Annotated in this window: 23 protein-coding genes; 13 read left to right on the forward strand and 10 right to left on the reverse strand. The window is 70.4% G+C overall.

The genetic code is table 11. The features are described 5' to 3' along the window. The first annotated feature begins 116 nt into the window (after positions 1-116). Both VG296_RS04175 and VG296_RS04180 read left to right on the forward strand, forming a co-directional pair. Positions 117-569 carry a nitroreductase/quinone reductase family protein gene (locus VG296_RS04175; RefSeq protein ID WP_325563228.1) on the forward strand — a complete coding sequence of 151 codons (453 nt, stop codon included), beginning with the start codon at positions 117-119 and terminating at the stop codon, positions 567-569. Next, positions 566-1,594 carry an aldo/keto reductase gene (locus tag VG296_RS04180; protein WP_325563230.1) on the forward strand — a complete coding sequence of 343 codons (1,029 nt, stop codon included), beginning with the start codon at positions 566-568 and terminating at the stop codon, positions 1,592-1,594. The genes VG296_RS04175 and VG296_RS04180 overlap by 4 nt, the downstream gene beginning before the upstream one ends. A 26-nt stretch (positions 1,595-1,620) precedes the next feature. On the opposite strand, the gene VG296_RS04185 is transcribed toward VG296_RS04180, so the two are convergent. Genes VG296_RS04185 through VG296_RS04195 form a run of 3 tightly spaced genes read right to left on the reverse strand, consistent with a single transcriptional unit; the run spans position 1,621 to position 4,821 of the window. Beyond that, positions 1,621-2,775, reverse strand: coding sequence for an acyl-CoA dehydrogenase family protein (locus VG296_RS04185; protein ID WP_325563232.1), 1,155 nt, complete (start codon positions 2,773-2,775; stop codon positions 1,621-1,623). A 29-nt stretch (positions 2,776-2,804) separates the two neighbouring features. Next, positions 2,805-4,130, reverse strand: coding sequence for an acyl-CoA dehydrogenase family protein (locus VG296_RS04190; RefSeq protein ID WP_414641049.1), 1,326 nt, complete (start codon positions 4,128-4,130; stop codon positions 2,805-2,807). Beyond that, positions 4,114-4,821 (reverse strand): enoyl-CoA hydratase/isomerase family protein, encoded by a 708-nt coding sequence (locus VG296_RS04195; RefSeq protein WP_325563236.1) that lies wholly within the window; start codon positions 4,819-4,821, stop codon positions 4,114-4,116. The genes VG296_RS04190 and VG296_RS04195 overlap by 17 nt, the downstream gene beginning before the upstream one ends. 56 nt (positions 4,822-4,877) lie before the next feature. Here VG296_RS04195 and VG296_RS04200 point away from each other — a divergent pair, with 56 nt between their 5' ends. From VG296_RS04200 to VG296_RS04215, 4 genes are read left to right on the forward strand one after another with little or no spacing between them, the layout of a single operon-like run. Further along, positions 4,878-6,134 carry a hypothetical protein gene (locus VG296_RS04200; protein WP_325563238.1) on the forward strand — a complete coding sequence of 419 codons (1,257 nt, stop codon included), beginning with the start codon at positions 4,878-4,880 and terminating at the stop codon, positions 6,132-6,134. Beyond that, positions 6,131-7,264: an acyl-CoA dehydrogenase family protein gene (locus tag VG296_RS04205; RefSeq protein WP_325563240.1), complete on the forward strand. Its 1,134-nt coding sequence runs from the start codon at positions 6,131-6,133 to the stop codon at positions 7,262-7,264. The genes VG296_RS04200 and VG296_RS04205 overlap by 4 nt, the downstream gene beginning before the upstream one ends. Further along, positions 7,257-8,723 carry a fatty acid--CoA ligase family protein gene (locus VG296_RS04210; RefSeq protein WP_325563242.1) on the forward strand — a complete coding sequence of 489 codons (1,467 nt, stop codon included), beginning with the start codon at positions 7,257-7,259 and terminating at the stop codon, positions 8,721-8,723. Before VG296_RS04205 ends, VG296_RS04210 begins: the two co-directional genes overlap by 8 nt. Then, positions 8,720-9,511: an enoyl-CoA hydratase/isomerase family protein gene (locus VG296_RS04215; RefSeq protein ID WP_325563244.1), complete on the forward strand. Its 792-nt coding sequence runs from the start codon at positions 8,720-8,722 to the stop codon at positions 9,509-9,511. The genes VG296_RS04210 and VG296_RS04215 overlap by 4 nt, the downstream gene beginning before the upstream one ends. On the opposite strand, the gene VG296_RS04220 is transcribed toward VG296_RS04215, so the two are convergent. Genes VG296_RS04220 through VG296_RS04230 form a run of 3 tightly spaced genes read right to left on the reverse strand, consistent with a single transcriptional unit; the run spans position 9,495 to position 12,827 of the window. Further along, positions 9,495-10,382: an alpha/beta hydrolase gene (locus tag VG296_RS04220; protein WP_325563246.1), complete on the reverse strand. Its 888-nt coding sequence runs from the start codon at positions 10,380-10,382 to the stop codon at positions 9,495-9,497. The genes VG296_RS04215 and VG296_RS04220 overlap by 17 nt on opposite strands. A gap of 1 nt (position 10,383) precedes the next feature. After that, entirely contained in the window at positions 10,384-11,205 is an 822-nt protein-coding gene (locus tag VG296_RS04225) for an enoyl-CoA hydratase/isomerase family protein (protein ID WP_325563248.1), read from the reverse strand. Beyond that, a complete protein-coding gene (locus tag VG296_RS04230) occupies positions 11,202-12,827 on the reverse strand; it encodes a FadD3 family acyl-CoA ligase (protein ID WP_325563249.1) in 1,626 nt (541 codons plus the stop codon). The genes VG296_RS04225 and VG296_RS04230 overlap by 4 nt, the downstream gene beginning before the upstream one ends. Positions 12,828-12,872: 45 nt before the next feature. On the opposite strand from VG296_RS04230, the gene VG296_RS04235 reads away from it, so the two are divergent. Next, complete coding sequence (locus VG296_RS04235) at positions 12,873-13,298, forward strand: nuclear transport factor 2 family protein (RefSeq protein WP_325563251.1); 426 nt, start codon at positions 12,873-12,875, stop codon at positions 13,296-13,298. A gap of 7 nt (positions 13,299-13,305) precedes the next feature. Here VG296_RS04235 and VG296_RS04240 read toward each other — a convergent pair whose 3' ends face one another. Next, positions 13,306-14,520, reverse strand: coding sequence for an acetyl-CoA C-acetyltransferase (locus tag VG296_RS04240; protein WP_325563253.1), 1,215 nt, complete (start codon positions 14,518-14,520; stop codon positions 13,306-13,308). A 116-nt stretch (positions 14,521-14,636) separates the two neighbouring features. Here VG296_RS04240 and VG296_RS04245 point away from each other — a divergent pair, with 116 nt between their 5' ends. From VG296_RS04245 to VG296_RS04255, 3 genes are read left to right on the forward strand one after another with little or no spacing between them, the layout of a single operon-like run. After that, positions 14,637-15,404 (forward strand): SDR family NAD(P)-dependent oxidoreductase, encoded by a 768-nt coding sequence (locus tag VG296_RS04245; RefSeq protein ID WP_325563255.1) that lies wholly within the window; start codon positions 14,637-14,639, stop codon positions 15,402-15,404. Continuing rightward, positions 15,401-16,621: a CaiB/BaiF CoA-transferase family protein gene (locus tag VG296_RS04250; RefSeq protein ID WP_325563257.1), complete on the forward strand. Its 1,221-nt coding sequence runs from the start codon at positions 15,401-15,403 to the stop codon at positions 16,619-16,621. Before VG296_RS04245 ends, VG296_RS04250 begins: the two co-directional genes overlap by 4 nt. 32 nt (positions 16,622-16,653) lie before the next feature. After that, on the forward strand, positions 16,654-17,892 hold the full coding sequence (locus tag VG296_RS04255) for an amidohydrolase family protein (RefSeq protein ID WP_325563259.1): 1,239 nt from the start codon (positions 16,654-16,656) through the stop codon (positions 17,890-17,892). Positions 17,893-17,963: 71 nt separating this feature from the next. Here the strand turns inward: VG296_RS04255 and VG296_RS04260 are convergent, their stop codons facing one another. Then, the gene (locus tag VG296_RS04260) at positions 17,964-19,238 is read right to left on the reverse strand and encodes an amidohydrolase family protein (protein ID WP_325563261.1); all 1,275 of its coding nucleotides are present in this window, start codon (positions 19,236-19,238) and stop codon (positions 17,964-17,966) included. Between the two features lie 86 nt (positions 19,239-19,324). Continuing rightward, positions 19,325-20,575 (reverse strand): CaiB/BaiF CoA-transferase family protein, encoded by a 1,251-nt coding sequence (locus VG296_RS04265; RefSeq protein ID WP_325563263.1) that lies wholly within the window; start codon positions 20,573-20,575, stop codon positions 19,325-19,327. Between the two features lie 49 nt (positions 20,576-20,624). Here VG296_RS04265 and VG296_RS04270 point away from each other — a divergent pair, with 49 nt between their 5' ends. Together VG296_RS04270 and VG296_RS04275 are read left to right on the forward strand one after the other, a co-directional pair. Continuing rightward, the gene (locus VG296_RS04270; RefSeq protein ID WP_325563265.1) at positions 20,625-22,034 is read left to right on the forward strand and encodes an OB-fold domain-containing protein; all 1,410 of its coding nucleotides are present in this window, start codon (positions 20,625-20,627) and stop codon (positions 22,032-22,034) included. A 2-nt stretch (positions 22,035-22,036) separates the two neighbouring features. Next, positions 22,037-23,224 carry an acetyl-CoA acetyltransferase gene (locus VG296_RS04275; protein ID WP_325563267.1) on the forward strand — a complete coding sequence of 396 codons (1,188 nt, stop codon included), beginning with the start codon at positions 22,037-22,039 and terminating at the stop codon, positions 23,222-23,224. A 29-nt stretch (positions 23,225-23,253) separates the two neighbouring features. Here VG296_RS04275 and VG296_RS04280 read toward each other — a convergent pair whose 3' ends face one another. Further along, complete coding sequence (locus VG296_RS04280; RefSeq protein WP_325563269.1) at positions 23,254-23,982, reverse strand: hypothetical protein; 729 nt, start codon at positions 23,980-23,982, stop codon at positions 23,254-23,256. Positions 23,983-24,062: 80 nt separating this feature from the next. Here VG296_RS04280 and VG296_RS04285 point away from each other — a divergent pair, with 80 nt between their 5' ends. After that, positions 24,063-24,881: an enoyl-CoA hydratase/isomerase family protein gene (locus VG296_RS04285; protein ID WP_325563271.1), complete on the forward strand. Its 819-nt coding sequence runs from the start codon at positions 24,063-24,065 to the stop codon at positions 24,879-24,881. The last annotated feature ends 13 nt before the right edge of the window (positions 24,882-24,894 follow it).

The raw sequence follows: 24,894 nt of genomic DNA on the forward strand, positions 1-24,894 counted from the left end.
ATCGTGCAAGGGCACGAGACGATCTTGCTAGCCCGGCGTTCTTCGCTCTGATTTCCTATGAATACCGAAATGCTCCATTCGTTTCGGGACACTCGTCGCGAGCCGGGAGATGGGCGATGAACAGCGTGGATGATTCCGTTCTCCGGGCCCTCGCCATCGGGCCGGAGTCGTCTCCTGCCCAGCACACGATCGACATCACGACTACGGGGGCCCGCACCGGTGTCCCGCGCCGCATCGAGATCTGGTTCCACCGCGTCGACGGTCTCCGGTACCTGACCGGCATGCCGGGACGCCGCGGCTGGTACGCGAACCTGCGTGCCCATCCGCGGTTCGCCGTGCACCTCAAGAACGCCGTGGTGGCCGACCTGCCCGCGACCGCGGTACCGGTCGGCGAGCCGACCCGGCGAAGGGTCATCGCCGAGGTTCTCGACCTGCGGAACCGGCCCGGAATGGCGGCGCGAGTCGCCCGGCGCCAGAAGTTCGACGAATGGTTCGAAGGCAGTCCGCTGGTCGAGATCGTGTTCGACGACGAGCGGCTGCGCACAGCGTCCTCAAGGAGATCAGCATGAGATACCGCATCCTGGGCCGCACCGGAATCCAGGTCAGCACCTACTGCCTGGGCGCCATGATGTTCGGGGCGATGGGAAATCCCGACCACGACGAGTCGAACCGGATCATCCACCGAGCCCTGGACGCGGGGATCAACTTCGTCGACACCGCCGACGTCTACTCCCAGGGCGAATCCGAGGAGATCGTCGGCAAGGCGCTCAAGGGCCGCCGCGACGGCATCGTGCTCGCCAGCAAGATGCACTATCCGATGGGCGAGGATCCGAACCACGGCGGCAATTCGCGGCGCTGGATCACCGCCGCGGTCGAGGACTCCCTACGCCGCCTGCGGACCGACCACCTCGACCTCTACCAGGTCCACCGTCCCGACCCGACGGTCGATGTGGAGGAGACGCTCTCGGCGCTGTCCGACCTGATCCGCAGCGGCAAGGTACGCGCGATCGGCACCTCGTCCTTCCCGGCCTCGGAGATCGTCGAGGCGCAGTGGGTTTCCGAGCGGCGCGGCCTGGAGCGCTTCCGCACCGAGCAGCCGCCGTACTCCATCATCAACCGGAGTATCGAGCGCGAGGTGCTGCCGGTGTGTCAGCGCTACGGGATGGGCACGCTGGTCTGGAGCCCGCTCGGCCAGGGCCTGCTCACCGGTCGCCACCGAAGGGGCCGGCAGGCTGACACGCATCGCTCCAGCAGCATGCCGCGGCACTTCAGCGACGAACGCAAGCTCGAGGTGGTCGAACAACTCGTTCCGCTCGCCGAGAAGGCCGGCCTGCCGATGACCCACCTGGCGATGGCGTTCGCGATCGCGCACCCGGGCGTCACCTCGGCGATCATCGGCCCGCGCACCATGGAGCAGCTCGAGAACCTACTGGCCGGCGCGGACGTCACCCTGGACGACGAGGTCCTCGACCGGATCGACGAGATCGCCCCGCCCGGGACCGACGCCGGCCCGAACGACGTGGCCTACACACCGCCGTCCGTCTCGGAGGTCGGCCTGCGCCGTCGGCCCGGCGCCGAGCGCTCCGCCGCCTGACCGGCGGCCGTGGCCGCGGCAGCGAGTCAGCCGCGCGCCCGGGCGAACGCCTGCTTGGCGATCACTACCTGCTGCACCTGGCTGGTGCCCTCATAGATGCGGAACAGCCGGGCGTCCCGGTAGAACCGCTCGACCGCCACGCCGCGCATATAGCCCGCGCCGCCGTGGATCTGGACCGCGCGATCGGCCACCCGGCCGACCATCTCGCTCGCGAAGTACTTCGCGCATGACGGGCCGAGCCGGGTGTCCGTTCCGGCGTCGTACTCCGCGGCGGCGGCGAGCACCAGCGCCTTACCGGCCATCAGCTCCGTCTGCGAGTCGGCGATCATCCCCTGGACGAGCTGGAACTCGGCGATCGGGTGCCCGGACTGGCGGCGCTGCAGCGCATAGGACACGCTCTCTTCGAGCAGCCGCTGCGCCAGCCCTACACAGAGCGCTGCGATGTGTATCCGCCCGTGCGCGAGACAGCGCATCGCGGTCCGGTAGCCCCTCCCGCGGCCTTCGGCGCCGCCGATAAGCGCCTCGGTCGGCACTTCGACGTCCTTCAGGTAGACCTCGGCCGTCCATGCGCCGTGCTGGCCCATCTTCGCGTCGCGCGGTCCGACGCTGAGGCCGGGCAAGTCGCGCGGCACCAGGAACGCGGAGATGTCGTCGGTGGCCTTCCGCGCCTCGCCATGGCGGGCGAAGACCATGAAGACGTCCGCGACCGGGGCGTTGGTGATGTACCGCTTGCTGCCGTTGATGACGAATCCGTCGGCCGTCCGATCGGCCCGGGTGCGCAGTCCGGCCGGGTCGGAGCCGGCCTCGTCCTCGGTGAGGGCGAAGGACGCGGTCCACGCGCCGGAGGCCAACCTCGGCAGACAGGCTTTCCGCTGCTCCTCGGTGCCGCCCTCCATCAGAACGTGGCCGGCGATGCCGTTGTTCGTGCCGAAGAGCGAGCGGAACGCGGGCGTGGTGTAGCCCAGCTCCATGACCAGCCGGGCCTCCTGATGCATCGTCAGACCGAGCCCGCCGTAGTGCTCCGGGATCGCGAACCCGTACAGGCCCATGCCGGCGGCGAGCCGTTTCACCTCGTCAGGCATCTCATCCGTCTCGTCGATCTCTGCCTCGAGCGGCACCACCCGCTCCCTGACCAGAGTGCGGACGGTGTCCAGCACCTCGGTGAGCTCGGCCTCGTTCATCGTGTCCCTCCTGCTCGGCGGTTCCGCGGTCACCCGCGCGGTACGTCCCGCCACGGCTTGCCCTCCCAGGCGTCGGGTTCCTTCGGCAGCCCGAGAACCCGCTCGGCGAGGATGTTCCTGTTCACCTCGGTCGTGCCGCCCTCGATCGTGTTCGCCCGGCTGCGCAGCATCCCGCGCACCTCGGCGGGCATGGCGGCGGCGTACGCCTCGGGGTCTTCGGTAGCGCCGGGATCGTCGGCTTCGCCGGTGTGGACTCCGTTGTTCCACGCGGTGGCGCCGAGCCCGAGCAGCCGCGCGGCCTCCGCCTGGATGCGCTGGTTCAGCTCGGAGCCGTGGACCTTGCCGATCGAGCTCTCCGGGCCCGGCGGACGTCCCGCCTTGAGCTCCGCGCGCACCCGTGCGTTGGTCCAGCCGCGGATCTGCTCCTCGCACCACAGCCGGACCAGGCGGTGGCGGACGGCGGTCTCGTCCCAAGAGTGCGGCAGGCCCTGCGCCGCTCGTTCCCGGGCCAGCCGGATCAGCCGGGCGACGCTCGAACCGCCGATGCGGTCCACGCCGCCCGAGCCGGATCCCGACACCATCTGCCGCTCGCCGCTGAGCGTGACCCTGGCCACCGACCAGCCGTCGTGCACGGCGCCGACGCGCTGGATGTCCGGCACGATCGCGTCGTCGAGGAAGACCTCGTTGAAGTCGACCTCGCCGCCGATGTGCCGCAGCGGTCTGACCTCGACGCCGGGCTGGTGCATGTCGATCAGGAAGTACGTGATGCCGCGCCGCTTGGGCGCGTCAGGGTCCGTACGGGCGAGAAGCACGGCGAAGTCCGCCAGGTGCGCCCAGGTGGTCCACACCTTCTGCCCGGTGATCACCCATTCGTCGCCGCGCCGCTCGGCCCTGGTCGAAAGCGAGGCCAGGTCGCTGCCCGCGCCGGGTTCGCTGAACAGCTGGCACCAGACCTCTTGATTGGCCACGATCTTGGGCAGGAAGCGCAGCCGCTGTTCGTGGCTGCCGTGTTCGAACAGCGCCGGAGCGGCGAGGTTGAGGCCCAGCGGGTTGAGCCGGGGCAGGTGGTGGCGACGCAGCTCCCGCTCGGCCGCCTCGGCCGCCTCGCGCGGCCAGCCGAGCCCGCCGTACTCGACCGGCCAGCGCGGGACGACCAGGCCGCTTCGTGCGAAGACGGGGTACCACTCCCGGTACTGCTCCGGCGTGCGCACCGACCGGACGCCGCTCGCCCCGTCGCGTTCGGCCGCCGCACGCCAGGCAGCGGGGATCGCGGCGGCGATCCACGCCCGGACGGCCTCCGCGGCCTGCTCGGGGGTCCGGCGGTCCGCCAGGTTCGGCTCACTGCTCACCGGCAGCTCCTCTCGCGTCGCGCAGCCCTGACTCAAGGGACTGCCACAGTGCTCGCTTCGTCGCGGCGAGTGCGCGCCGATCGTTCGCGGCGACGAGTTCGGCGAGGCGTTGCGCGGCCGGCCGCAGATCCTCCGGCTCGAACACCTCGCCGACCCAGCCGAGCCGGCGCGCCCGCTCGGCGCCGACCCTTTCGTGCCGGCCGGCCAGCGCCATGCGCGCCACCGGGCCGAACGCCGCCCGTCGGGCGAGCCCGATCGTCTCCAGCGCGCTGACCTGGCCCACGCTCACATGGCTGTCGAGAAAGGCCGCCGTGCTCGAAGCGATGACGATGTCGGAGTCCGCCACGAAGTGGAGTCCGCCGCCGGCGCACACGCCGTTGACCGCTGTGATGATCGGCTTGGTCACCCCGAGATGCCACCCCGTCAGTCCGGGCTCGGCGCGCTTGGTTCGGCGGGACATCTCACGCAGGGCGGCGGGCTCGGCGGCGAGCTGGGCCACGTCGAGACCCGTCTGGAACACGGATCCCGCACCGGTCACCACGATCGCCGCCACCTCGCCGTCGCCCTCCAGCCGCGCCCAGGCACGCGGCAGCTCGGCCATCATCGCGGCGTTCATCGCGTTGCCCCGCTCCGGGCGGTTGAACACCAGCCAGCCGACCGGTCCGCGCCGCTCCACCAGCAGTACCTCATTCTGCATATTGTCTATGATATATTATCCGCACAACGAAGCCCAGAGGGAGGCGCGGCGGCCAGGTGGTTGACTCCGGGAAGATCACGGACGAGGGCGTCGCCGGCCTGCGCGCCCGGATCGGCATCCCCCAGGCTTATCCCGCGCCGCCGCACTACCGGCGGCCGGGCGAGGACGCCTTCAGACAGGTCGCCCGCGCGTACGGGGACGACAACCCGCTCTGGTGCGATCCGGACCACGCGGCCGGCACCCGGTGGAAGGGTTCGATCGCGCCTCCCGCGTTGGTCGGCGGCGACAGCCTGATCGGCGAGGATTCGCTCTCCGCGGAGGAACTGGCGCGGCAATCGGAATTGCGCGGCGACCCGCTGCGGGGGGTACACGCCTTCTACGCCGCGAGCGAGCGCGAGTGGTGGGCGCCGTTGGGCCCCGATCGCCGGATCCGCCGTCGTACCGCGCTCGTGGACGTCGTCGACCAGCCGAGCGAATTCGGCGGCCGCGGAATCCAGGAGTGGACGGCGCAGGCCTTCCGGACCGATGACGGGACGCTGCTCGGCGCGCAGTACCGGATGATGTACCGCACCGAGCGGGAGAAGGCCAGGGAGCGCAAGAAGTACGACGACATCGCCGTCGGGCACTGGGACGAGGCCGCGATCGCGGAGGTGGACGCCCACTACGCGCAGGAGGGGCCGCGCGGCGCGGAGCCCCGGTGGTGGGAGGACGTGAGCGTCGGCGACCCGATCAGCACCCTCGTGAAGGGGCCGCTGACCGTCACCGACATGATCTGCTGGCACGTCGGGATGGGCATGGGCATGTACGACGTCGCGCCGCTCCGGCTCGGCTACCTCAACCGGCAACGCATCCCACGCTTCTATCACCTGGACGAACTCGGCGTGCCGGACGTCATGCAGCGGGTGCACTGGGATCCCTCCTTCGCCCGGAAGTCAGGCAATCCGACGACCTTCGACTACGGACGGATGCGGGAGACCTGGCTCATCCATGCCTGCACCGACTGGATGGGGGACGACGCCTGGCTGTGGCGGCTGCGCGTGGAGTTCCGCAAGTTCAACTACGTCGGCGACGTGCAGTGGATCGAAGGCCGCGTCGCCCGACGCTACCTCGCCGACGAGGGGAGGCCGGCCGTGGATCTGGAGCTGCACACGCGCAACCAGCGCGGCGAGACGACCTCGCCGGCCACGGCCACGGTGCTGCTGCCCAGTCGTGAGCACGGCCCGGTGCGGCTGCCCGAGCCACCCGGCCGCGCCGCCTCGCTGGCAGGGGTCTTCGACGCGACCATCGCGGGATTTCGGCGGGAGCGGCCGTGACCGACGAAGCGACGCTGCTGCGGGAGAGCGTGCGGGCCGCGTTCACGGATCTCTCCGCGCCGAGCGAGGTCCGCCGCCGGATGGCGACCGCCCGTGGCTGGGACGACAAGCTGTGGCGGCGCCTGTGCGGCGAACTCGATCTGGCCGGGCTCGCCGTCCCGGAGGAGTATGGCGGAGCCGGATTCTCCGCGGTGGAACTCGGGATCGTCTTCGAGGAGGCCGGCCGCTGCCTGCTGTGTGCGCCGCTGTTCTCCGGCGCCGGATTGGCCGCGCCGCTACTGCTCGCGCTGGACGATGCCGCGGCGCGGGAACGGTATCTGCCAGGGATATGCGACGGATCGACGGTGGCGACGGTGGTCACCTCCGACACCTTCGGTACCAGCGCGCTCGACCGCCCGTCCGTGGAGGCGGTTGAACGGGAGGGTGCGGCCGTGCTGAGCGGCGAGGCCGGTTACGTGATCGACGGGGCCTTCGCCGACCTGATCCTGGTTCCCGCGCGCACGCCCGAGGGACTGCGGGTGTTCGCCGTCGACGCGACGGCGCGGGGACTGCGCGCGATCCCCTTGTCCACCCTTGATCAGACCCGTAAACAGGCGCGTCTCATATTCGACCGGGTACCGGCAGCGGGTCGGATCGGCGGCTCCGACGCCGTCACGGCCGTTCGCCGGGCGTTCGACGTCGCCCGGGCTCTTCTCGCCGGCGAGCAGGCCGGCGCCGCGGGACGTTGCTTGGAGGCCACGGTGGAGTTCGCGAAGGCGCGTATCCAGTTCGGCCGGCCGATCGGCTCCTTCCAGGCGGTCAAGCAGAAGGCCGCCGAGATGCTGATCCTCGTCGAGTCGGCGCGCTCCGCGGCGATGACGGCGGCCAGGTCCGCCGCCGGCCGGCCCGACGCTCCGGAGCTGAAACAGGCCGCGGCGATCGCGCACGCCTATTGCTCAGAGGCCTTCGTCGCCGTGGCCGCCGAGACGATTCAGCTGCACGGCGGCATCGGCTTCACCTGGGAGCACGACGCGCACCTGTACTTCAAGCGGGCATGGACCGGCCGAGAGCTGCTCGGACACCCCGAAGAACAGCTCGAAGTGCTCGCCCGGAGCCTTTCGTCCGCTGGAGGGGGAGTCGCCGGTGGGTGAGGAGCTTTCGGGCTTGCTGAACTCGTATCCCGGCGCGCCGGAGACGACCGTCGTGCACTGGAAGAACGGTTCGGCGACCTTGGCCGAGGTGACGGAAGCGGCTCGCGACCTCGCCTTCGAGCTGGGCGGGGTTCGACGGGCCCCGGTCGCCTGCATCGTGGATCGCGGCATCGACGCCGTGGTCGGGATGTTCGCCACCTGGTTCGCGGGGGGAGTCTACGTACCCGTGAACTCGCGGCTGCCGGAGGCCGAGCTGCAGCGGCAGCTTACTGATATCGAACCGGCTGCGCTGATCGTCGGCGGAGCCCACGTGCGTTCAGTCGGCGGCCGGAGGGAATCGCACGCTGTCTTTCCGGAGGATGCGGCGCTCGTGATGCGGACCTCCGGAACGACGGGTGCGGCCAAACCGGTGGTACTGCGGCATCGCGCGGTACTCGAAGGCATCGACACGGTCATCGCGCGCCTGCGCGGTTCGGCGCGTGGCGGTGCCGGCAGCGACGAGCGCGACCGTCCGGCGATGCCCAACCTGGTCCCCACCTCGCTCGCGCTCTGGGCCGGGATCTGGAACACGCTGTTCGCGTTCCGCCTGGGCGCGCCGGTGGTGCTGCTCGACCGATTCGACGCGCTCGACTACGCGACGGCGGTCAAGCGGTTCGGGATCAGATCGACCGTGCTCGCACCGGCGATGATGTCGATGCTGCTGACCGATCCGCGGATCGAGGACCTCAAGCCGCTGCGCCTGGTCAGGTCGGTCACCGCACCGCTGGTCCCCGACCAGGCGCGCCGATTCCACCAGAAGTTCGGCGTGGACGTGCTCAACTCCTACGGGCAGACCGAGCTCGGCGGCGAGGTCGTCGGCTGGAGCGCCGCGGACCTCCGCCGGTTCGGCGAGGCCAAGCTCGGCGCGGTCGGTCGCCCGCACTCCGGAATCTCCGTACGGATCCTCGACGAGGAGCACCGCGAGATGCCAGCAGGCGAAGTCGGCGAGGTCTTTGTGCATTCGCCCTTTGCGACGACGTTGCCGCCCGGCCGGGTGGTGGACGGCGCGCTGCGGACCGGCGACCTCGGCCGACTGGACCAGGACGGCTTCTTGTGGATCGAGGGCCGCGTCTCCGACATGATCAACCGGGGCGGCCTGAAAATCGTCCCGCAGGACGTCGAGGCCGCGCTGCGTGGCCATCCGCAGGTCGCCGATGCCTGCGTGGCCGGTGTGCCGGACGAGCGGCTCGGCGAGGTTCCGGTCGCCTGGGTGATCCCGGAACCCGCCGGTGCGCCCGGCGAACCCACCGAACGGGAACTGCGGTCCTTTCTACGTAACCGGCTGGCGCCATATCAGGTGCCCGTTGCGATACGTCTGATGAAAGCGGACTTCCCCCGCAACGAGATCGGCAAGGTGCTGCGCCGTGAACTCGCCGCGGGCTATACACCGCTGCATGAGCTGGAAGGAGACGCGCGGTGAGCTATCAGACCCTCGAGGTGCTGCGGCGCGGACACGTCGGCTGGCTGATCTTCAACCGGCCGGACCGTCGCAACGCGATGAATGCCGCCATGCGCACCGAACTGCGTGCCGCCTGGATGGAGCTGGCCGAGGACAACGAGGTCAGGGTCATCGTCAACGCGGCGCACGGCCCGGCCTTCCAGACTGGTGCCGACGTGGTCGAGCTGGCGGGGGACGGAATCGGCATGGAGCGTTACCGCGACTCGCTGGAGGCCTTCGACCTCGGATTCACCGCGTGGCACCTCGGCATCGACAAACCGGTAGTCGCCGCGGTGAACGGAATCTGCGCCGGCGGCGGCCTGCACTTCGTGGCCGACGCCGACATCGTGCTGGCCGCGAGCGATGCGTCCTTCACCGATCCGCACGTGTCGGTGGGACAGGTGAGCGCAGTGGAGACCATCGGCCTGCTGCGCAAGATGCCGGCGGAGGCGGTGCTGCGCATGGCACTGGTAGGACGCCATGAGCGGATGAACGCTGCGCGCGCGTACGAACTCGGCTTGGTCGGCGAGGTGGTCGATCCGCCGGAGCGACTGCATGAGGCTGCCCAGGAGCTCGCCGAGAAGATCGCCAGGAACTCGCCCGCGGCCGTGCGCGCCACGAAACGGGCGCTGTGGGGTGCGTTCGAGTACGGCCTCACCCAGGCCTGTAAGGCGGGCGCCGCCGAGCTGGTGAGTCTGTGGGGGCACCCGGACCAGCTCGAGGGTCCGGCGGCGTTCGCCGAGAAGCGCGAACCTAGCTGGAAAAACTAGCGCGCAAAGCAGCACACTGACTCTCAAAGAACTTCCCGGATACCGCGGCCCTGGGCGAGATGGCGTCGAACCCGTGATACGCGCCCTCGATCACCGCCAGGTCGCACGGCACACCGGCCGCGGCAAGGCGCTCGGCATAACGGACGTCCTCGGCGTGGAACATGTCGAGGGTGCCCACGCCGATCCACGCCGCGGGGAGTCGCCGAAGATCCTCCTGCCGAGCTGGAACCGCGATATCCGGATCGCAGTCCCCGAGGTAGGAGGCCCAGCCGAATCGGTTGCTGCGAGGCCCCCACCACCGAAAGCCGCGTGCGGCCCGCGCGTCGTCCGGCCCGGTCCGGTCGTCGAGCATCGGGTAGGACAGGAGTTGCAGCGTCGGTGACACCAAACCGAGGTCCCGCGCTCGGATCGCGAGCGCCGCGGCAAGGCCGCCGCCCGCGCTCGCTCCGCCGACGGCAACCTTTGTCGGCTCTACTGTCGGATGGTCGACCAGCCATTCGAACGCTGCGCCGCAGTCGTCGAGTGAGGCTGGATACGGGTGTTCCGGGGCCAGGCGGTAGTCCACCGCCGCCACCGTGATCCCGAGCGCGGCGGCGAACGCGCGGCACAGCCGGTCTTCTTGCTGCGCCGCGCCGATGACGTAGCCGCCGCCGTGGATCCAGAGCAGGGCCGGCGTCGGGGCCGATGTCGGTGCCGGCTCATGCAGCCGGACCGAGGCACCCGTGGGCAGTTGAATGACGGAGACGTCGGGTACTCGCCGCAAGCGGGACAGCGCATCGAGGCGCCGCTGGAGCCCCAGGGTTCTCGGCAGCCCGAGATCTCGTGGCATGAATCGAGCGGTGCGACGTAGGTCGGGATGAAAGTCCGGCATGTCAGCGACCCTCGAATTCCGGGCTGCGTCGTTCCGCGAACGCGCGCATGCCCTCCCGGAAGTCGGGGCTTCGTGAGCTGAGTTCCATGGCGAAGGCCTCGTCGGCGAGGTGCCGATGCAGATCATGTCCGGGCGCGGCGCCGAGTAAGGCCTTGGTGAGTCCCAGCGCGACGGTCGGCCCGGCGGCGAGCCGGTTCACCAGTGCGTCGGCGGCGGCGGTCACCATGTCCGGCTCGACCGACTCATGCGCGATGCCCCACTCGACCGCTTCGGCGCCGGTGAGCTTGCGATCGAGCATGAGCAACTCGCGGGCACGTGCCGGTCCGACGACCCGGGGCAGGAGCCAGGTGCTGCCGGAATCCGGGGTGAAGCCGCGTCGCAGGAACGGATACCAGAACACCGCGTCGGCGGCCGTGACGGTGAAGTCGGCGGCCACCGCGAGTTGCGCGCCGATGCCGACGGCCCAGCCGCGCACCGCACACAGCGTCGGCAGTTGAATCCCGAGGAACAATGGGATCAGCCGATTGGCCTGCGTGGGCATCCGACGCTGGATGCTCCCGGTCCGGGGGCGGACCTCCTCCTCCGTCCTCGCGTTGCGGGTCATGAGGTCGAAGCCCCCGCAGAAATCCTCGCCCGCTCCGGTCAGCAGCACGGCCCGCAGGCCCTCGTCGGTCGCGGCGCTCTCCAGAGCCCGGATAAGCCCGGCGACGGAAATGTCTGTCAGCGTGTTGCGTCGTTCGGGCCGGTTGAGGGTCAGTCGCAGCACCGGTCCGTCCACCTCGACATCGAGTCCGTCCACGGGCTCGTAAGCCTCTGTCATCATGCCGCCCGCTCACGCAGTATGGTTTTGAGAACCTTTCCCGCGGCATTGGTCGGAAGCTCAGAGACCACGTGCACTCGACGGGGGACCTTGTAGTTGGCCATGTGCTCGCGCGCCCAGGCGATCAGCTCGGCCTCCTCGATCCTGGCGCCTCTGCGCGGGACTACGAAGGCGGCCCCCACCTCGCCCATCCGGACGTCCGGCACGCCGACGACCGCGCTTTGCGCCACGGCCGGATGACCGTCGAGGATCTTCTCGATCTCGGCCGGATAGGCGTTGAACCCGCCGACGATGAACATGTCCTTGATCCGGTCGGTGATCCGGATCCGGCCGTCCTCGTCGATGACGCCGATGTCCCCGGTGTGCAGCCAGCCGTCCGCGTCCACGCAGGCAGTCGTCTCGGCATCCTCGTCGAAGTAGCCCTTCATGACGGTGTACCCGCGGACCAGGATCTCCCCGTCGGAGCCCACCGGCACCGGTCGGCCGCGTTCGTCCACCGCGATCACGGACAGTCCGGGCAGCGGCCGGCCGACCGTGGACGCGATGGTCTCCAGTGGATCGTCGTACCGGCCCATGGAAACGATCGCGCAGGACTCGGTCAGCCCGTAGCCGGTGACGATGTGCCGGAAGCCGAGCCGCTCCTTGATTCGGTAGAGCAGGCTCGGCGGCACGGTGGCGGCGCCGGTGACCGCCAGGCGAAGACTCGAGACGCCTTCGTCGCTGAAATCGGGATGCTCGAGCATGGTCTGGTACAGCGTGGGGGTGCCCGGCAGAACGGTCACCCGTTCCGTGCGGACGACCTCGAGGACGTGTGCGACGTCCAGTGTCGGCTCCGGCAGGATCGTGGCGCCGGCGATGAGGCCGGCCAGCCAGCCCGCCTTGTAGCCGAAGCCGTGGAAGAAGGGATTGACGATCAGGTATCTGTCGCCCTCGCGCAGCCCGACCACCGATACCCACACCGCGTACGCGCGCAGAGTCTGTCCGTGGGTGCACATCGCGCCCTTGGGATGCCCTGTGGTCCCCGAGGTGAAGAGCATGTCGGACAGGTCGTCCGGGCCGAGCTCGGCGGCGCGCCTGTCCACCTCGGCGGCATCGACCGCGGCGCCGGCGGCCAGGAAGTCGGCCCAGGCGGTGAGTCCGGGCCGGGCCGGGCCGAAGACGACGACGTGTTCAAGGTCGGGCAGGCCGCTCGGCCGTGCGCCGGACCGGCCACCGACCGCCTCCAGCAGGGACCCGGGATAGTCGCGGCCGAGGAATTCACCGACCACGCAAAGGATCCGCGCACCGCTCCTGCGCAGGATGTACGCCGCCTCCTCGGCTTTGAACCGGGTGTTGAGCGGTACCAGGACTCCGCCGGCGCGCTGCAGGCCGAGCGCGGCGACCACCCATTCAGCCGAGTTGGGCGCCCAGATGCCGACCCGGTCTCCCTTGGCCAGTCCGGCGGCGAGGAACGCGCGCGCGGCCTCGGTGACGGCGGCGTCGAGCTCGCGATAGCAGAGCCGAACCTCGCCGTCCACCACGGCCTCGGCCTCGCCCAGCCGGTGCGCGGCCTCGGCCAGCAGGCCGCTCGTCGTCCTCCAGCGCAGGTCGCCGCGCGGGTCCTCGGCGCTCGGATTCGAGGTCAACGTCGTCCTCCGTGCTCGGCTGGGCGGTTACCGTACATTGTATATATGATTTTTTCTCTCGAGGACAGGGTGCGGCGGGTCGCGGACGAGCTGGCGATCCGCAACGTGATCGCGCTGCTCGCCCGGTACGCCGACGAAGGGACGCTGGAGGACTACGGAGCGCTCTTCGCGCTCGATGCCTGCTGGGAGCTGCCCGGTGCCCGCATCCGCAAGGGGCGGGCGGACATCGTGGCGGGGGGCGCCGAGCGGCGGGCCGCCGGCGTGGCCGGCCCGGACACGCACACCCGGCATCTGGTGAGCACCGTCTCGGTGGCCCTGGACGGAGACCGCGCGCAGGCCGAGTCCTACTGGCAGTTCTACGCGACCACCGACTCCGTGCCCTGCCTGCAGTCGATGGGCTACTACCGGGACCTGTTCCGGCTGACCGCCAAAGGCTGGCGGCTGCACTACCGCCAGGTCACCCTCGGCTGACCGCCCGTCAGGCGGCGATCCGCTCGAAGACGGCGGCCAGCCCCTGGCCGCCGCCGATGCACATGGTCTCGAGTCCGTACCGGCCGCCCCGGCGGTCGAGCTCCCTGAGCAGGGTGGCGAGAATGCGCACGCCGGTGGCGCCGACCGGGTGGCCGAGCGAGATCCCGGAGCCGTGCACGTTCACCCGCTCCCAGTCGGCCTCGGCCAGACCCCATTCCCGGGTGCAGGCGAGCACCTGGGCCGCGAACGCCTCGTTGATCTCGATCAGGTCCAGATCGGCCGGCTTGAGACCGGCCCGGTCCAGCGCCTTCGCGGTCGCCGGGACCGGGCCCAGGCCCATGGTGCGCGGCGGCACCCCGGCCACTGCCCAGGAGACCAGTCGGGCGAGCGGGCGCAGCCCGAGCCGTGCGGCGTTTTCCGGATGGGTGACCACGCACAGGGCCGCGCCGTCGTTCTGGCCGCTGGAGTTCCCCGCGGTCACCGTGGCGTCAGGGTCCTGGCGTGCCAGCACCGGACGCAACGCCGCCAGCGCCTCCAGAGACGCGTCCTTACGCGGATGCTCGTCGGCGTCCACCAGCCTCTCGCCGTCGCGATCGCGGACCGGGACCGGGACGATCTCCTCGGCGAACAATCCGGACTCCTGTGCGGCGCATGCCCGCTGATGCGAGCGGAGCGAGAGTTCGTCCTGCTCCGATCGCGGTATCCGGTACTCGGCGCGCAGATTCTCCGCGGTCTCCAACATGCCGCCGGGCACCGGGTGCAGCCGACCGCCCGCGGTGACCCGTCCGCGGACCAAACCGTCGTGCAGGGTCACCTCGCCGCCCTTGGCGCCCCACCTCATGGAGGTCGAATAGAAGACGGCCGAGCTCATGCTCTCCACACCGCCGGCCAGGATGAGCTCGCTGACACCGGTCTGGACCTGCATGGCCGCGTTGAGCACGGCCTGCAGGCCCGAGCCGCAGCGGCGATCGAGCTGCAGGCCCGTCACCCGCACGTCGAGGCCCGCGTCGAGCGCCGCGACCCGTCCGATGGCCGGGGCCTCCGAACTGGGGTAGCACTGCCCGAGGAAGACCTCGTCGATCTCCGCCGAGCTCAGCCCGGTGCGCCGCACGAGTTCCCGCAGCACGGTGGCGGCCAACTCGCTCGGCGGGACGTCCCGCAGCACGCCGCCGTACCGGCCGACCGGCGTCCGCACCGGCTCGCAGATGACCGCCTCGCGCATGGCCCACGACCTCTCTGTGTTCTCTCGCCGTACATGCCTTACAGATCTCGGATTGTATATTATATTCAAGTTGCGGAGGCTGCTCCGCCGACACCGAGCTCTCGAGGAGGCCTGGCATGGATGCCGAGCACAAGATCGCCGCCGTGGTCGGCGGCGGTTCGGGTATGGGGCGGGCGACCGCCGAGCTGCTGGCCAAGAGAGGGGCCCGGGTGGCCATCCTCGATCTGCCCGCCGGCCAGGGACCGCAGGCGGCGGCCGCCCTCGGCGGGGGCACCACCTTCCACCCCTGCGACATCACCGACGAGCACGGTGTCGAGCGGGCGCTGGCTGAGGCGGTGGCAGCGCACGGCGGCCTGCACATCGCGGTGAACACCGCGGGGGGCGGGGCGAGCCGACGGATCATCAGCCGCGAAGGGCCGATGCCGCTGGCCGAGTTCCGCGCGCTCGTCGAGCTGAACCTGATCGGCACCTTCAACCTGAACCGCCTGCAGGCCTGGCATATGAGCCACAACGAACCGGATGAGGACGGCGAACGCGGGGTGATCATCAACACCTCGTCGATCGCCGCGTTCGAGGGTCAGATCGGCCAGGTCGCGTACGGCGCGGCCAAGGCGGGCATCGCGGGCATGAGCCTCACCATGGCCCGCGATCTGGGCGGCCTCGGCATCAGGGTCACGGCCATCGCGCCGAGCCTGTTCGCCACCGGCGCGCTCGAAGGCGCGCGCGAGGAGCTCATCGCCGCGCTGACCAAGGACGCGGCCTTCCCGAAGCGGGCCGGACTGCCGCACGAGTACGCCTGGCTGGCCGAGGCGATCATCCGGAATCCCATGCTCAACGGCCAGACCATCAGGCTGGACGGCGGCCAGCGGTTCGCGCCCCGATGACGCCGACGGAAGATCAGCTGCACCCGCTCGAGGGCCTCCTCGTCGTCGCGGTCGAACAGGCCGTATCAGCACCCTTCTGTACGAGGCAGTTGGGCGACCTCGGCGCCCGGGTGATCAAGGTGGAGAGCCGCGACGGCGGAGACTTCGCCCGGAACTACGACGGTGTCGTGCGCGGCATGTCAGCGCACTTCGTCTGGGCGAACCGCAGCAAGGAGTCGGTCGCGCTGAACCTGAAGCACCCCCACGGCAAGGAGGTTCTCGCCCGGCTGATAGCCCGGGCGGACGTACTCGTGCAGAATCTCGCGCCGGGCGCGGCCGGCCGCATCGGTCTCGACCCGGCGAAGCTGCGCGCCCGGCACCCACGCCTGATCACGGTCGACATCAGCGGATACGGGCAGGACGGTCCGTACGCGGCCGCCCGTGCCTACGACCTCCTGGTCCAGGCCGAGGCGGGTTCCTGCGCCATCACCGGAACTCCGGAACATCCGGCCAAGCCCGGCATCCCGCTCGCCGACATCGGCGCCGGCGTATACGCCCTGACCAGTGTCCTGACCGCGCTGCTCGTCCGCGGGCGCACCGGCAAGGGCAGCGGGATCTCCGTCGGACTGTTCGACGTGGTCGCCGAGTGGATGGGCTTCGCGCTGAACCAGGCCCGCTACGGATCCGGCGAGGTGCTGCCCAACGGTCTGAGCTCACCCATGGTCTCGCCCTATGGCGCCTACCGCACGAAGGACGGACAGACGCTGGTGCTCGGCACCACCAACGACCGCGAGTGGCGCCGACTCGCGGCCGACGTCCTAGCCCGCCAGGATCTGGCCGCCGACGCCCGGTACGCGACGAACCCCGAACGCGTGGCCCTGCGTTCGGAGCTGGACGGGATCATCGCCGCCTGGGCGGGGGAGCGCACGCTCGACGAGTGCCGGAACGCGGCCGAGGCGGCCGGACTCGGCCATGCCCGGCTCAACACGCCGGCGGAAGTGCTCGACCACCCGCAACTGACCGAGCGGGGGCGATGGCGGTCGGCGGACTCGCCGGTCGGCCCGGTGCAGGCGCTGCTTCCGCCCCCCGAGGTATCCGGCTGGGAGTGGCGATGGGACCCGGTTCCCGCGCTGGGCGAGCACACCGAGGCGGTCTTGGCGGAACTGGGTTACCGGCCGGACGAGATCGCCGCGCTGTACACCGAAGGCGCCGCGGGCCCGTCGGTGCGATCGAGCTGACGGCCCATCAACCTGGCAGATTGGGAGAAGAAATGACGGAGAGTGTCCTCACCGAGGACGTGTTGCAGGAGCGGTTGACCCGCATCCCGCCGCTGGTCGACGTGGACGCGCACGTGGTCGAGCCCCCGGAGCTGTGGAGCAGTAGGCTGCCCGCGCGGCTCCGGAACATCGGTCCGCGGATCGAGTACGCGCCGGCCGGCCAGGTCGAGCTCGTCGACGGACGGTACGTGGAGACCCCGGGCACCGAAGGGCCGAACGTGGCCTGGTGGGTCTACGAGGACGCCCGTACCCAGATCAAGCGGTACATCGCCTCCGCCGGAGTGCCGGCCGACGAGGTCACCAACGAAGGCATCGACTACCCCGACATGCGGCCCGGATGCTGGCAGCCCGCCGAGCGGGTCGCGGACATGGACGTCAACGGCGTCCAGGCCCAGATGTGCTTTCCCAACTACCCGCGGTTCTGCGGCCAGATCTTCCTGTGGGGCAAGGACAAGGAGCTCTCGAGGCTGTGCGTCGAGGCCTATAACGACTGGATGGTCGAGGAGTGGTGCGGCGGCAGCGGTGGCCGTCTGATCCCGCAGTGCCTGGTACCGCTGTGGGACGTCGACCTCGCGGTGGCCGAGGTCCGACGCAACGCCGCACGCGGAGTGCACGCCGTGGCATTCAGCGAGCTGCCGGCCTACCTCAGCCTGCCCAGCCTGCACTCGCGGTACTGGGATCCGTTCTTCGAGGCCTGCGCGGAGACCGGCACCGTACTGTCCATGCACATCGGCTCGGGCACCAAGACCCCGCAGACCTCTGCGGACGCTCCGGGCGCGGTCGGGGCAACGATCATCTTCGGCAACAGCGTCGCCAGCATGACCGACTTCCTGTTCTCCGGCGTGCTGCACCGCTTCCCGCAGCTGAAGCTGCTCTATGCCGAGGCGCAGATCGGCTGGATCCCGTACCTGCTCGAGCGCATCGACGACGTGTGGGAGACGCATCGCGGGTGGGCGAACGGGCAGCTGAACTGCCCGGAGCGGCCGTCGATGTACTACTACCGGCAGATCCACAGCTGCTTCTTCAAGGACTCGGTCGGCGTGGAGCTGCTGGACAAGGCCGGTCTTGACAACGTGATGTTCGAGACCGACTACCCGCACCAGGACGGAACCTGGCCGCGCTCCCGGGAAGCCGCCGCGATGCAGTTCGGGCACCTGCCGCAGCCGTCCATCGACAAGATCGCCCGCGGGAACGCGATCCGGCTGCTCCGCCTCGACCTTCCGGCGGGGTGAGGCCCGGCACGCGACACGGTGCCGGCTCGAGATCCCGCAGGGGAGCCCGAGCCGGCACCGCCATTCCGGGCTCAGGCCGTGGCGTTCCCGGCGAGCGCCCCGATCTGGGTGTTCGCGGCCGCCGATCGCGCGCCCTGAGCCTTGATGCTCACGTCGTGGCCGGCCACCTCGGCGCGCAGCGCGCCGACCGTGCACTTCTGCTTCGACCGGTGCGCGAAGGGGTCGAAGGAGTACCATCGCATGGCGTTCTCATAAGTGATCTTGTTCAGCTCCGCATCCGGCACGCCGTCGCCCACCGCGGCCAGCTCCTCCGGCGCCGTGGGCCAGGACGAGTCCGAGTGCGGGTAGTCGCACTCCCAGGCGATGTTGTCCATGCCGATCAGATGACGCAGGCTCAGCCCCACCGGGTCGGAGATGAAGCAGGTCAGGAAGTGCTCGCGGAACACCTCGCTCGGCAGCTTCCCGCCGAAGTCCTGACCGGTCCACAGATGGTGCATCTCGTAGGTGCGGTCGATCCGGTCGAGGAAGTACGGGATCCACCCGGTGCCGCCCTCGGAGAGCGCGATCTTGATGTTGGGGAACTGCTTGAGCACGCGGGACCACAGCAGATCGGCCGCCGCCTGGCAGACGTTCATCGGCTGCAGCGTGATCATCACGTCCACCGGCGCGTCGGGCGCGGTGACCAGGAGCTCGCCGGAGGAGCCGAGGTGGATGGAGAGCACGACGTCCTCGTCGCTGCACGCCTTCCACAGCGGATCCCAACTGCTGTCGTGGAAGCTCGGGTAGCCGAGCTTCGCCGGATTCTCGGTGAAGGTGATGGAGTGGCAGCCCCTCTTGGCCACCCGGCGCACCTCCTGGGCGCACAGCTCCGCATCCCACAGCACGGGCAGCGCCATCGGGATGATCCGGCCCGGATAGGTGCCGGCCCACTCGTCCAGGTGCCAGTCGTTGTACGCGCGCAGCACGGCCAGCGCGAGATCCTTGTCTTTGGCCGCCGCGAACTGCCGGCCGCTGAAGCCGGGGAAGGACGGGAAGTTCATCGACGCGAGGATGCCGCCCGCGCTCATGTCCTTGACCCGCTCGTGGATGTCGTAGGTGCCGCGCCGGATCTCCGAGAAGGCGGTCGGCTCGATGCCGTACTCCTCCTTCGGGCGCCCGGCGACCGCGTTGAGCCCGATGTTCGGGATGGTGACGTCCCCGAACCGCCAGACATCGGTGCCGTTCTCGAGCTGGACGACCTTCGGGGCGCGGTCGCGGTACTTCCGCGGGAGGTGGGCGTCGAAGAGGTCCGGCGGCTCCACGACGTGGTCGTCGACGCTGATCATGATCATGTCTTCGGGGTTCATGCCGCTCCTCGTGGCTGGGTGGGAGACCTGCTCCCAGGGACATAGTAACTACTATGACGCTTGGGCGGCCGCTCGTCACCAGGCGATCAGGCGATGACGCCGGCGGTACGCAGCGCGCCGAGGGCGTCCTGGCCGAGGCCGAGCTCGGCGGCCAGCACCTCGTCGGTGTGCTCGCCGAGCCAGGGTGGCCGGCGGCCCGGCCGGGCGGGCGCGGCGCTCAGCCGCACCGGGCTGCCGGGGGAGAGCACCGGCTGGCCGACGCCGTCGGTGCGCGGGAGCGCGACCAGCATGGATCGCGCCGCGAGATGCGGATCGGCGGCCACCTCCGCGTCGGCGAGGCACGGCCCGGCGGCGAGCCCGGCCGCGCCCAGCCGCTGACAGGCCTCGAGCTTGGTCAGGCCGGAGGCCCACTTCTCGATCGCCGGGCGCAGCGTGTCCTCAAGACGGTCCACCCAGCCCTGCCGGGTGGCGAAGCGGGGATCGGCGGCCCATTCCGAGCGGCCGATGAGCGCCACGAGCTTCGCGAAGTGCGCCTCCCGGCCCACCTGGAGCACGAACCAGCCGTCGCTCGCCCGGAATCCGTGCATGATCAGCGGGCCGAGTTCCCCGTTGCGCAGCCCCATGGACCAGAAGTTGGTGACGATGTCGGTCATCGCCACCACGGCGTCGAACATCGCGATGTCCACGTATTGTCCATGACCGGTCAGATCCCGGTGGCGCAGCGCGGCCAGGATGCCGATGGAGGCGAAGAGCGCGGCGCCGATGTCGCCCAGCGCTCCGACCGGCGCGACGGTCGGCGGCAGATCGCCGGTCCGCTTCATCTCGTAGATCCCTGACATGGCCTCCACGACGGGGGCGAAGGCCGGCCAGTCCCGGTAGGGGGTCGGAACCGTGTTGCCGAAGCCGGACACCGAGACGTAGACGGCGCGCGGATGGACGGCCGCGATGTCCTCGTATCCGACGCCCAGCCGCACCATCGCGCCGGGCTTGGAGTTCTCGGCGATCACGTCGAAGCGCGGCGCCAGCCGCAGTACGAGATCCACCCCCGCGGGGTCCTTGAGGTCCACGCAGATGCTGCGTTTGCCGAAGTTGTTGCGCAGATACGTGGCGCCGACCCGGCGGCCGTGCGGATCCGTCATCGCGGGCAGGGATCCGCGCCCGGAGTCGCCGGCGCCGGGCGGCTCCACCTTGACCACTTCGGCGCCGAGCCGCGCCAGCAGCTGGGTCGCGTACGGCAGGGCCTGCATCTGCTCGAGGGCCAGGACCCGGATACCGTGCAGCGGCAGGAGTTCCGGCCGCTCGGCCCTGACCTCGTCTTCGTTCTCGGCTATGCTCACAGCAAGAGGCTAGCGTAAAGTATACCTTATATGTAGTACAATCGAAGGCATGCGTGGACTTCTCAGCTGGGGCGGCTACCTGCCCCGCCGACGGCTCGACCGCGCCGCCATCGCCGCGGTGGCGGGCTCAGGCGGCGGCCCAGGCACTCGGACGGTCGCCGGATTCGACGAAGACACCACCACGATGGGCGTCGAGGCCGCCCGACTCGCCCTCTCGCCTCGGACCGGGGTCGCGGTGCTGCCCGACACACTGTGGTTCAGCACCACCGCACCCGCCTACCTCGACAAGACCAACGCCACCGCCGTGCACGCGGCCCTGCGGCTCGGTCGCACCACCGCGGCGTACGACGCGGTGGGCTCGACGCGCTCGGCCGTGGGCGCGCTGCGCGTGGGGCTGGACCTCGGTGCCGCCTGCCTCGTGGTCGCCGCCGACATGCGGACCGGCCTGCCCGGCGGGTCGGACGAGGCGAACGGCGGCGACGGCGCGGCAGCCCTGCTCGTCGGCTCTGACGCCGATGCGCCGGTGGTGGCCGAACTGCTCGCCTGGTCCACGGTGACCGAGGAGTTCCTCGACCGATGGCGGGCACCCGGGGACGCGGCGTCCAGCCTGTGGGAAGAGCGCTTCGGTCTCGCCCGGTACACCGAACTCGGCTCCGAAGCGCTCAAGTCGGCGCTCCAGCAGGCGCGGGTCAGTCCCGGCCAGGTGAGCACACTGATCGTCGCCGGGCCGCACGAGCGGGCAGCGAGGGCCGTGGCCCGCGCCTCGGACATCGCCCCGCACCTGCTCGCCGACCGCCTGGACGGGCGGGTCGGCAACGTGGGAGCGGCGCAGCCCGCGCTGCTGTTCGCCGCCGAACTGGAGAAGCAGGAGCCTGTCGGAGAGCGGATCATCGTGCTGGCGAACCTGTCCGACGGCGCGGACGTCGCGGTCTTCCGCACCACCGAGGCGCTCGCCGCATATCGGCCGGTTCTTCCGGTGGCCGATCAGATCGCCGCCGGTGCCCCGGTCGACTACGGCAGATACCTCGCCTGGCGCGGCCTGCTGCCGGTGGAGCCGCCCCGCCGGCCCGCACCGGCCAGGCCCTCCGCGACGGCGGCCTGGCGCAACCGGGACTGGAAGTTCGGCTTCGTCGGCTCGGCCGGCGAGGACGGCTTCGCGCAGCTTCCCCCGTCGCATCTGGACGACGCGCCTACTCCGATGGCCGACGCGACCGGGACGGTCGTCACGTTCACCGTGGACCGCCTCGCCTATTCGCCGAGCCCTCCGGTGGTGTTCGCGGTCATCGACTTCGACGGCGGCGGGCGGCTGCCTATGGAGCTCACCGACATCGACGAGCACGAGATCCACATCGGCCAGCGGGTCGAGCTGACCTTCCGTCGGCTGCTGACCGCGGAAGGCGTGCACAACTACTTCTGGAAGGCACGGCCGGTGCGCGGCATGCGAGCGGAAGGGGAGTGACGATGGGTCAGAGCATCAAAGACCGGGTCGCCATCATCGGAATGGGCTGCACCCGGTTCGGCGAGCAGTGGGACATGGGCGTGGACGAGTTGGTGCTCGCCGCCACGGGCGACGCGTTCGCGGCGGCGGGCGTGGCCAAGGGAGAGGTCGACGCCTACTGGTTGGGCACCGCGCAGTCGGGGATGAGCGGCATGACCCTGTCCCGGCCGCTGCGGCTGCGGGACAAGCCGGTGACCAGGGTGGAGAATTACTGCGCCACCGGTTCGGAGGCGCTGCGCCAGGCCGTGTACGCGGTGGCGAGCGGCGCGTACGACACCGCAATGGCTGTCGGTGTCGAGAAGGTCAAGGATTCCGGCTATCAGGGGCTCAATGCGTTCCCGATCCCGAACGACGGCACCCAGCGAACCCTCACCGCGGCCGCGATGTTCTCCATGGTGGCGCCGGCCTACGCACGCATGTACGGGCTCAGCGACGCCGAGATGCGCACGGTTCTGGCCAGGATCGCTTCGAAGAACCACTCGAACGGCGCGCGCAACCCCCGGGCCCAGTTCCGCAAGGAGATGTCCGTCGAGCAGCTGTGCGCGATGCCGGCCGTCGCGGGCGGCCTGTCGGTCTTCGATTGCGCGGGTGTGGCCGACGGCGCCGCGGCGGCGGTCGTGGTGCGGGCCGAGGATGCGCACCGCTACACCGAAAGCCCGCTGCTGATCAAGGCCCTGGCATTGGTGACCGGCGACGGTTCCGGCCTGATGGATCCCGCCTACGACTACACCACCTTCCCCGAGGTCGCGGCCTCCGCACGGCAGGCCTACGCCCAGGCCGGGATCCGCTCGCCGCGCGACGAGCTCGCGATGGCCGAGGTGCACGACTGCTTCACCCCGACCGAGCTCGTGCTCATGGAGGATCTCGAGCTGGCCGAGCGGGGATCGGCGTGGAAGCGGATCCTCGAGGGCGCGTTCGACCTCGACGGCGAGCTCCCGGTCAATCCCGACGGCGGGCTCAAGTCCTTCGGCCACCCGGTCGGTGCCTCCGGGCTGCGGATGATGTTCGAGGCGTGGTTGCAGCTGCGGGGCGAGGCGCCGGCGGATCGCAGGATCTCCACGTTCGGCTCCCGTTCGCTGGCGCTGACCCACAACCTCGGCGGCTATCCCGGCGAGATGCTCAGCTTCGTGTCCATCCTCGGCACGCCGTGACCGTTATTTGTGGGGTCGATCCGGGCCGCTCAGTCCTGCCAGTCGGTGCGGTCGGCCTTGGACGGCTGACGGCCGATGCGCAGGGGCGAGAGCGGCGAGTCGACGAGCAGGATCCGCTCCCGACGCAGGATGGCGGAGCCGCGCGAGGTCAGCAGCACGTCCTGACCCCGGCTCAGGTCCTGCTCGGCGCCCGCCCACGCCTCCCACGTGGGGATGGCCCACAGCAGCACGCACTCGTCGTTGTTGCGCATCGCGGTCCACCACGCGCCGACCAACTGCCAGCCGTACCGTTTGTGCACCGCCTCGGCCTCGACGACCGCCGAGTCCAAGAACTGCCGCGCGGCACCGGGCAGGACGGTGATCATCTCGTGCGCATACACCTCGCCGACGGTTCCGCCCGCGCACAGCGCCTCGATGCCGAGCGTGTCCGGATGCGGCACCAGCAAGCGGTCGAGGCCGCCCGAGCGCAGGTCGGCCGCAGCCGCCCACCATTTCGCCAGCGAAGGATCCTGCAGGGTGGGGTTGCCGAACTCGGTCCGGAACGACGCGGCCAGCCCCGCGAACCCGTCCTCCTCCCAGATGTTGACCACCTGGGGCCAGTGTCCGGTGGAGCCGACCACGCCCCAGACGCCGTAGCAGAGCTGGTGGCGCAGGTCCTGGCCGATCGGACTCCAGTTGGCCGCGATGTGCTGCATGTACCGTGCCCGGTTCTGCTTCGTGATGGAGATGAATTCGTGGATGTAGACCTTGTCGTTCAAAGCCGGCTCCCCTTTCCGTAGCCACCGCATGGCGCATACTTTATACTATATTTTTCAGACGCGAGGGAGAGGCGGAACCGTTGTCGCCCGAAGGCTCAGAACCGACCGAGCTGTGCTGGGAACGCGGCCGCGACGGCGTCGCCTGGCTCACCCTGAACCGGCCGCGCGCGGGCAACTCCATCACGGCCGACCAGCGCGAGGAACTGATCGCCCGCCTCGGCGAGGCGGGCGCGGATCCGGACGTCCGCGCGGTCGTGCTGACCGGCGCCGGGCAGCGGCACTTCTGCACCGGCGCCGACCTCGGGGCGGGCACCGGAGGCGGCCGGCCGGAGAAGGTGCCCGGGTCGGTCGCCCGGGCGATCGCGAGCGGTGCGCAGCGGCTCATCTCGGCGGTGCTCGACTGCGAGAAGCCGGTGATCGCCGCGGTCAACGGAACGGCCGCCGGCATCGGCTGCCACCTCGCCTACGCGTGCGACCTCGTACTCGCCGCGGAATCGGCCAAGTTCGTGGAGATCTTCGCGCGGCGGGGTCTGGTGGTCGACGGCGCCGGCGCCTACCTGCTGACCCGCCTGGTCGGTCCGCAGCGTGCCAAGGAGCTGATCTTCCTCGGCGACGACCTGCCCGCCGCCGAGGCGCAGCGCCTCGGCCTGGTCAACGCCGTCGTGCCCGCGGAGAAGCTGGCCGCCGAGGCGGCGGCGCTGGCGGCGCGGCTGGCCGCCGGCCCTACGATTGCGCTCAGTCTCGGAAAGAGGTTGATCAACCGGGCCCTGGACGTCGACCGGGCGACCGCGCTCGCCGAGGAGGCGATGGCCGCGGAGATCAACATGACGGGCGTCGACGGTCAGGAGGGCGTACGCGCCTTCCTGGAGCGGCGCGATCCGGTCTTCCGCGGTCGCTGATCACAGTAAGGGA

The organism is Actinospica sp. (assembly GCF_035552695.1).
Classification (GTDB): domain Bacteria; phylum Actinomycetota; class Actinomycetes; order Streptomycetales; family Catenulisporaceae; genus Actinospica.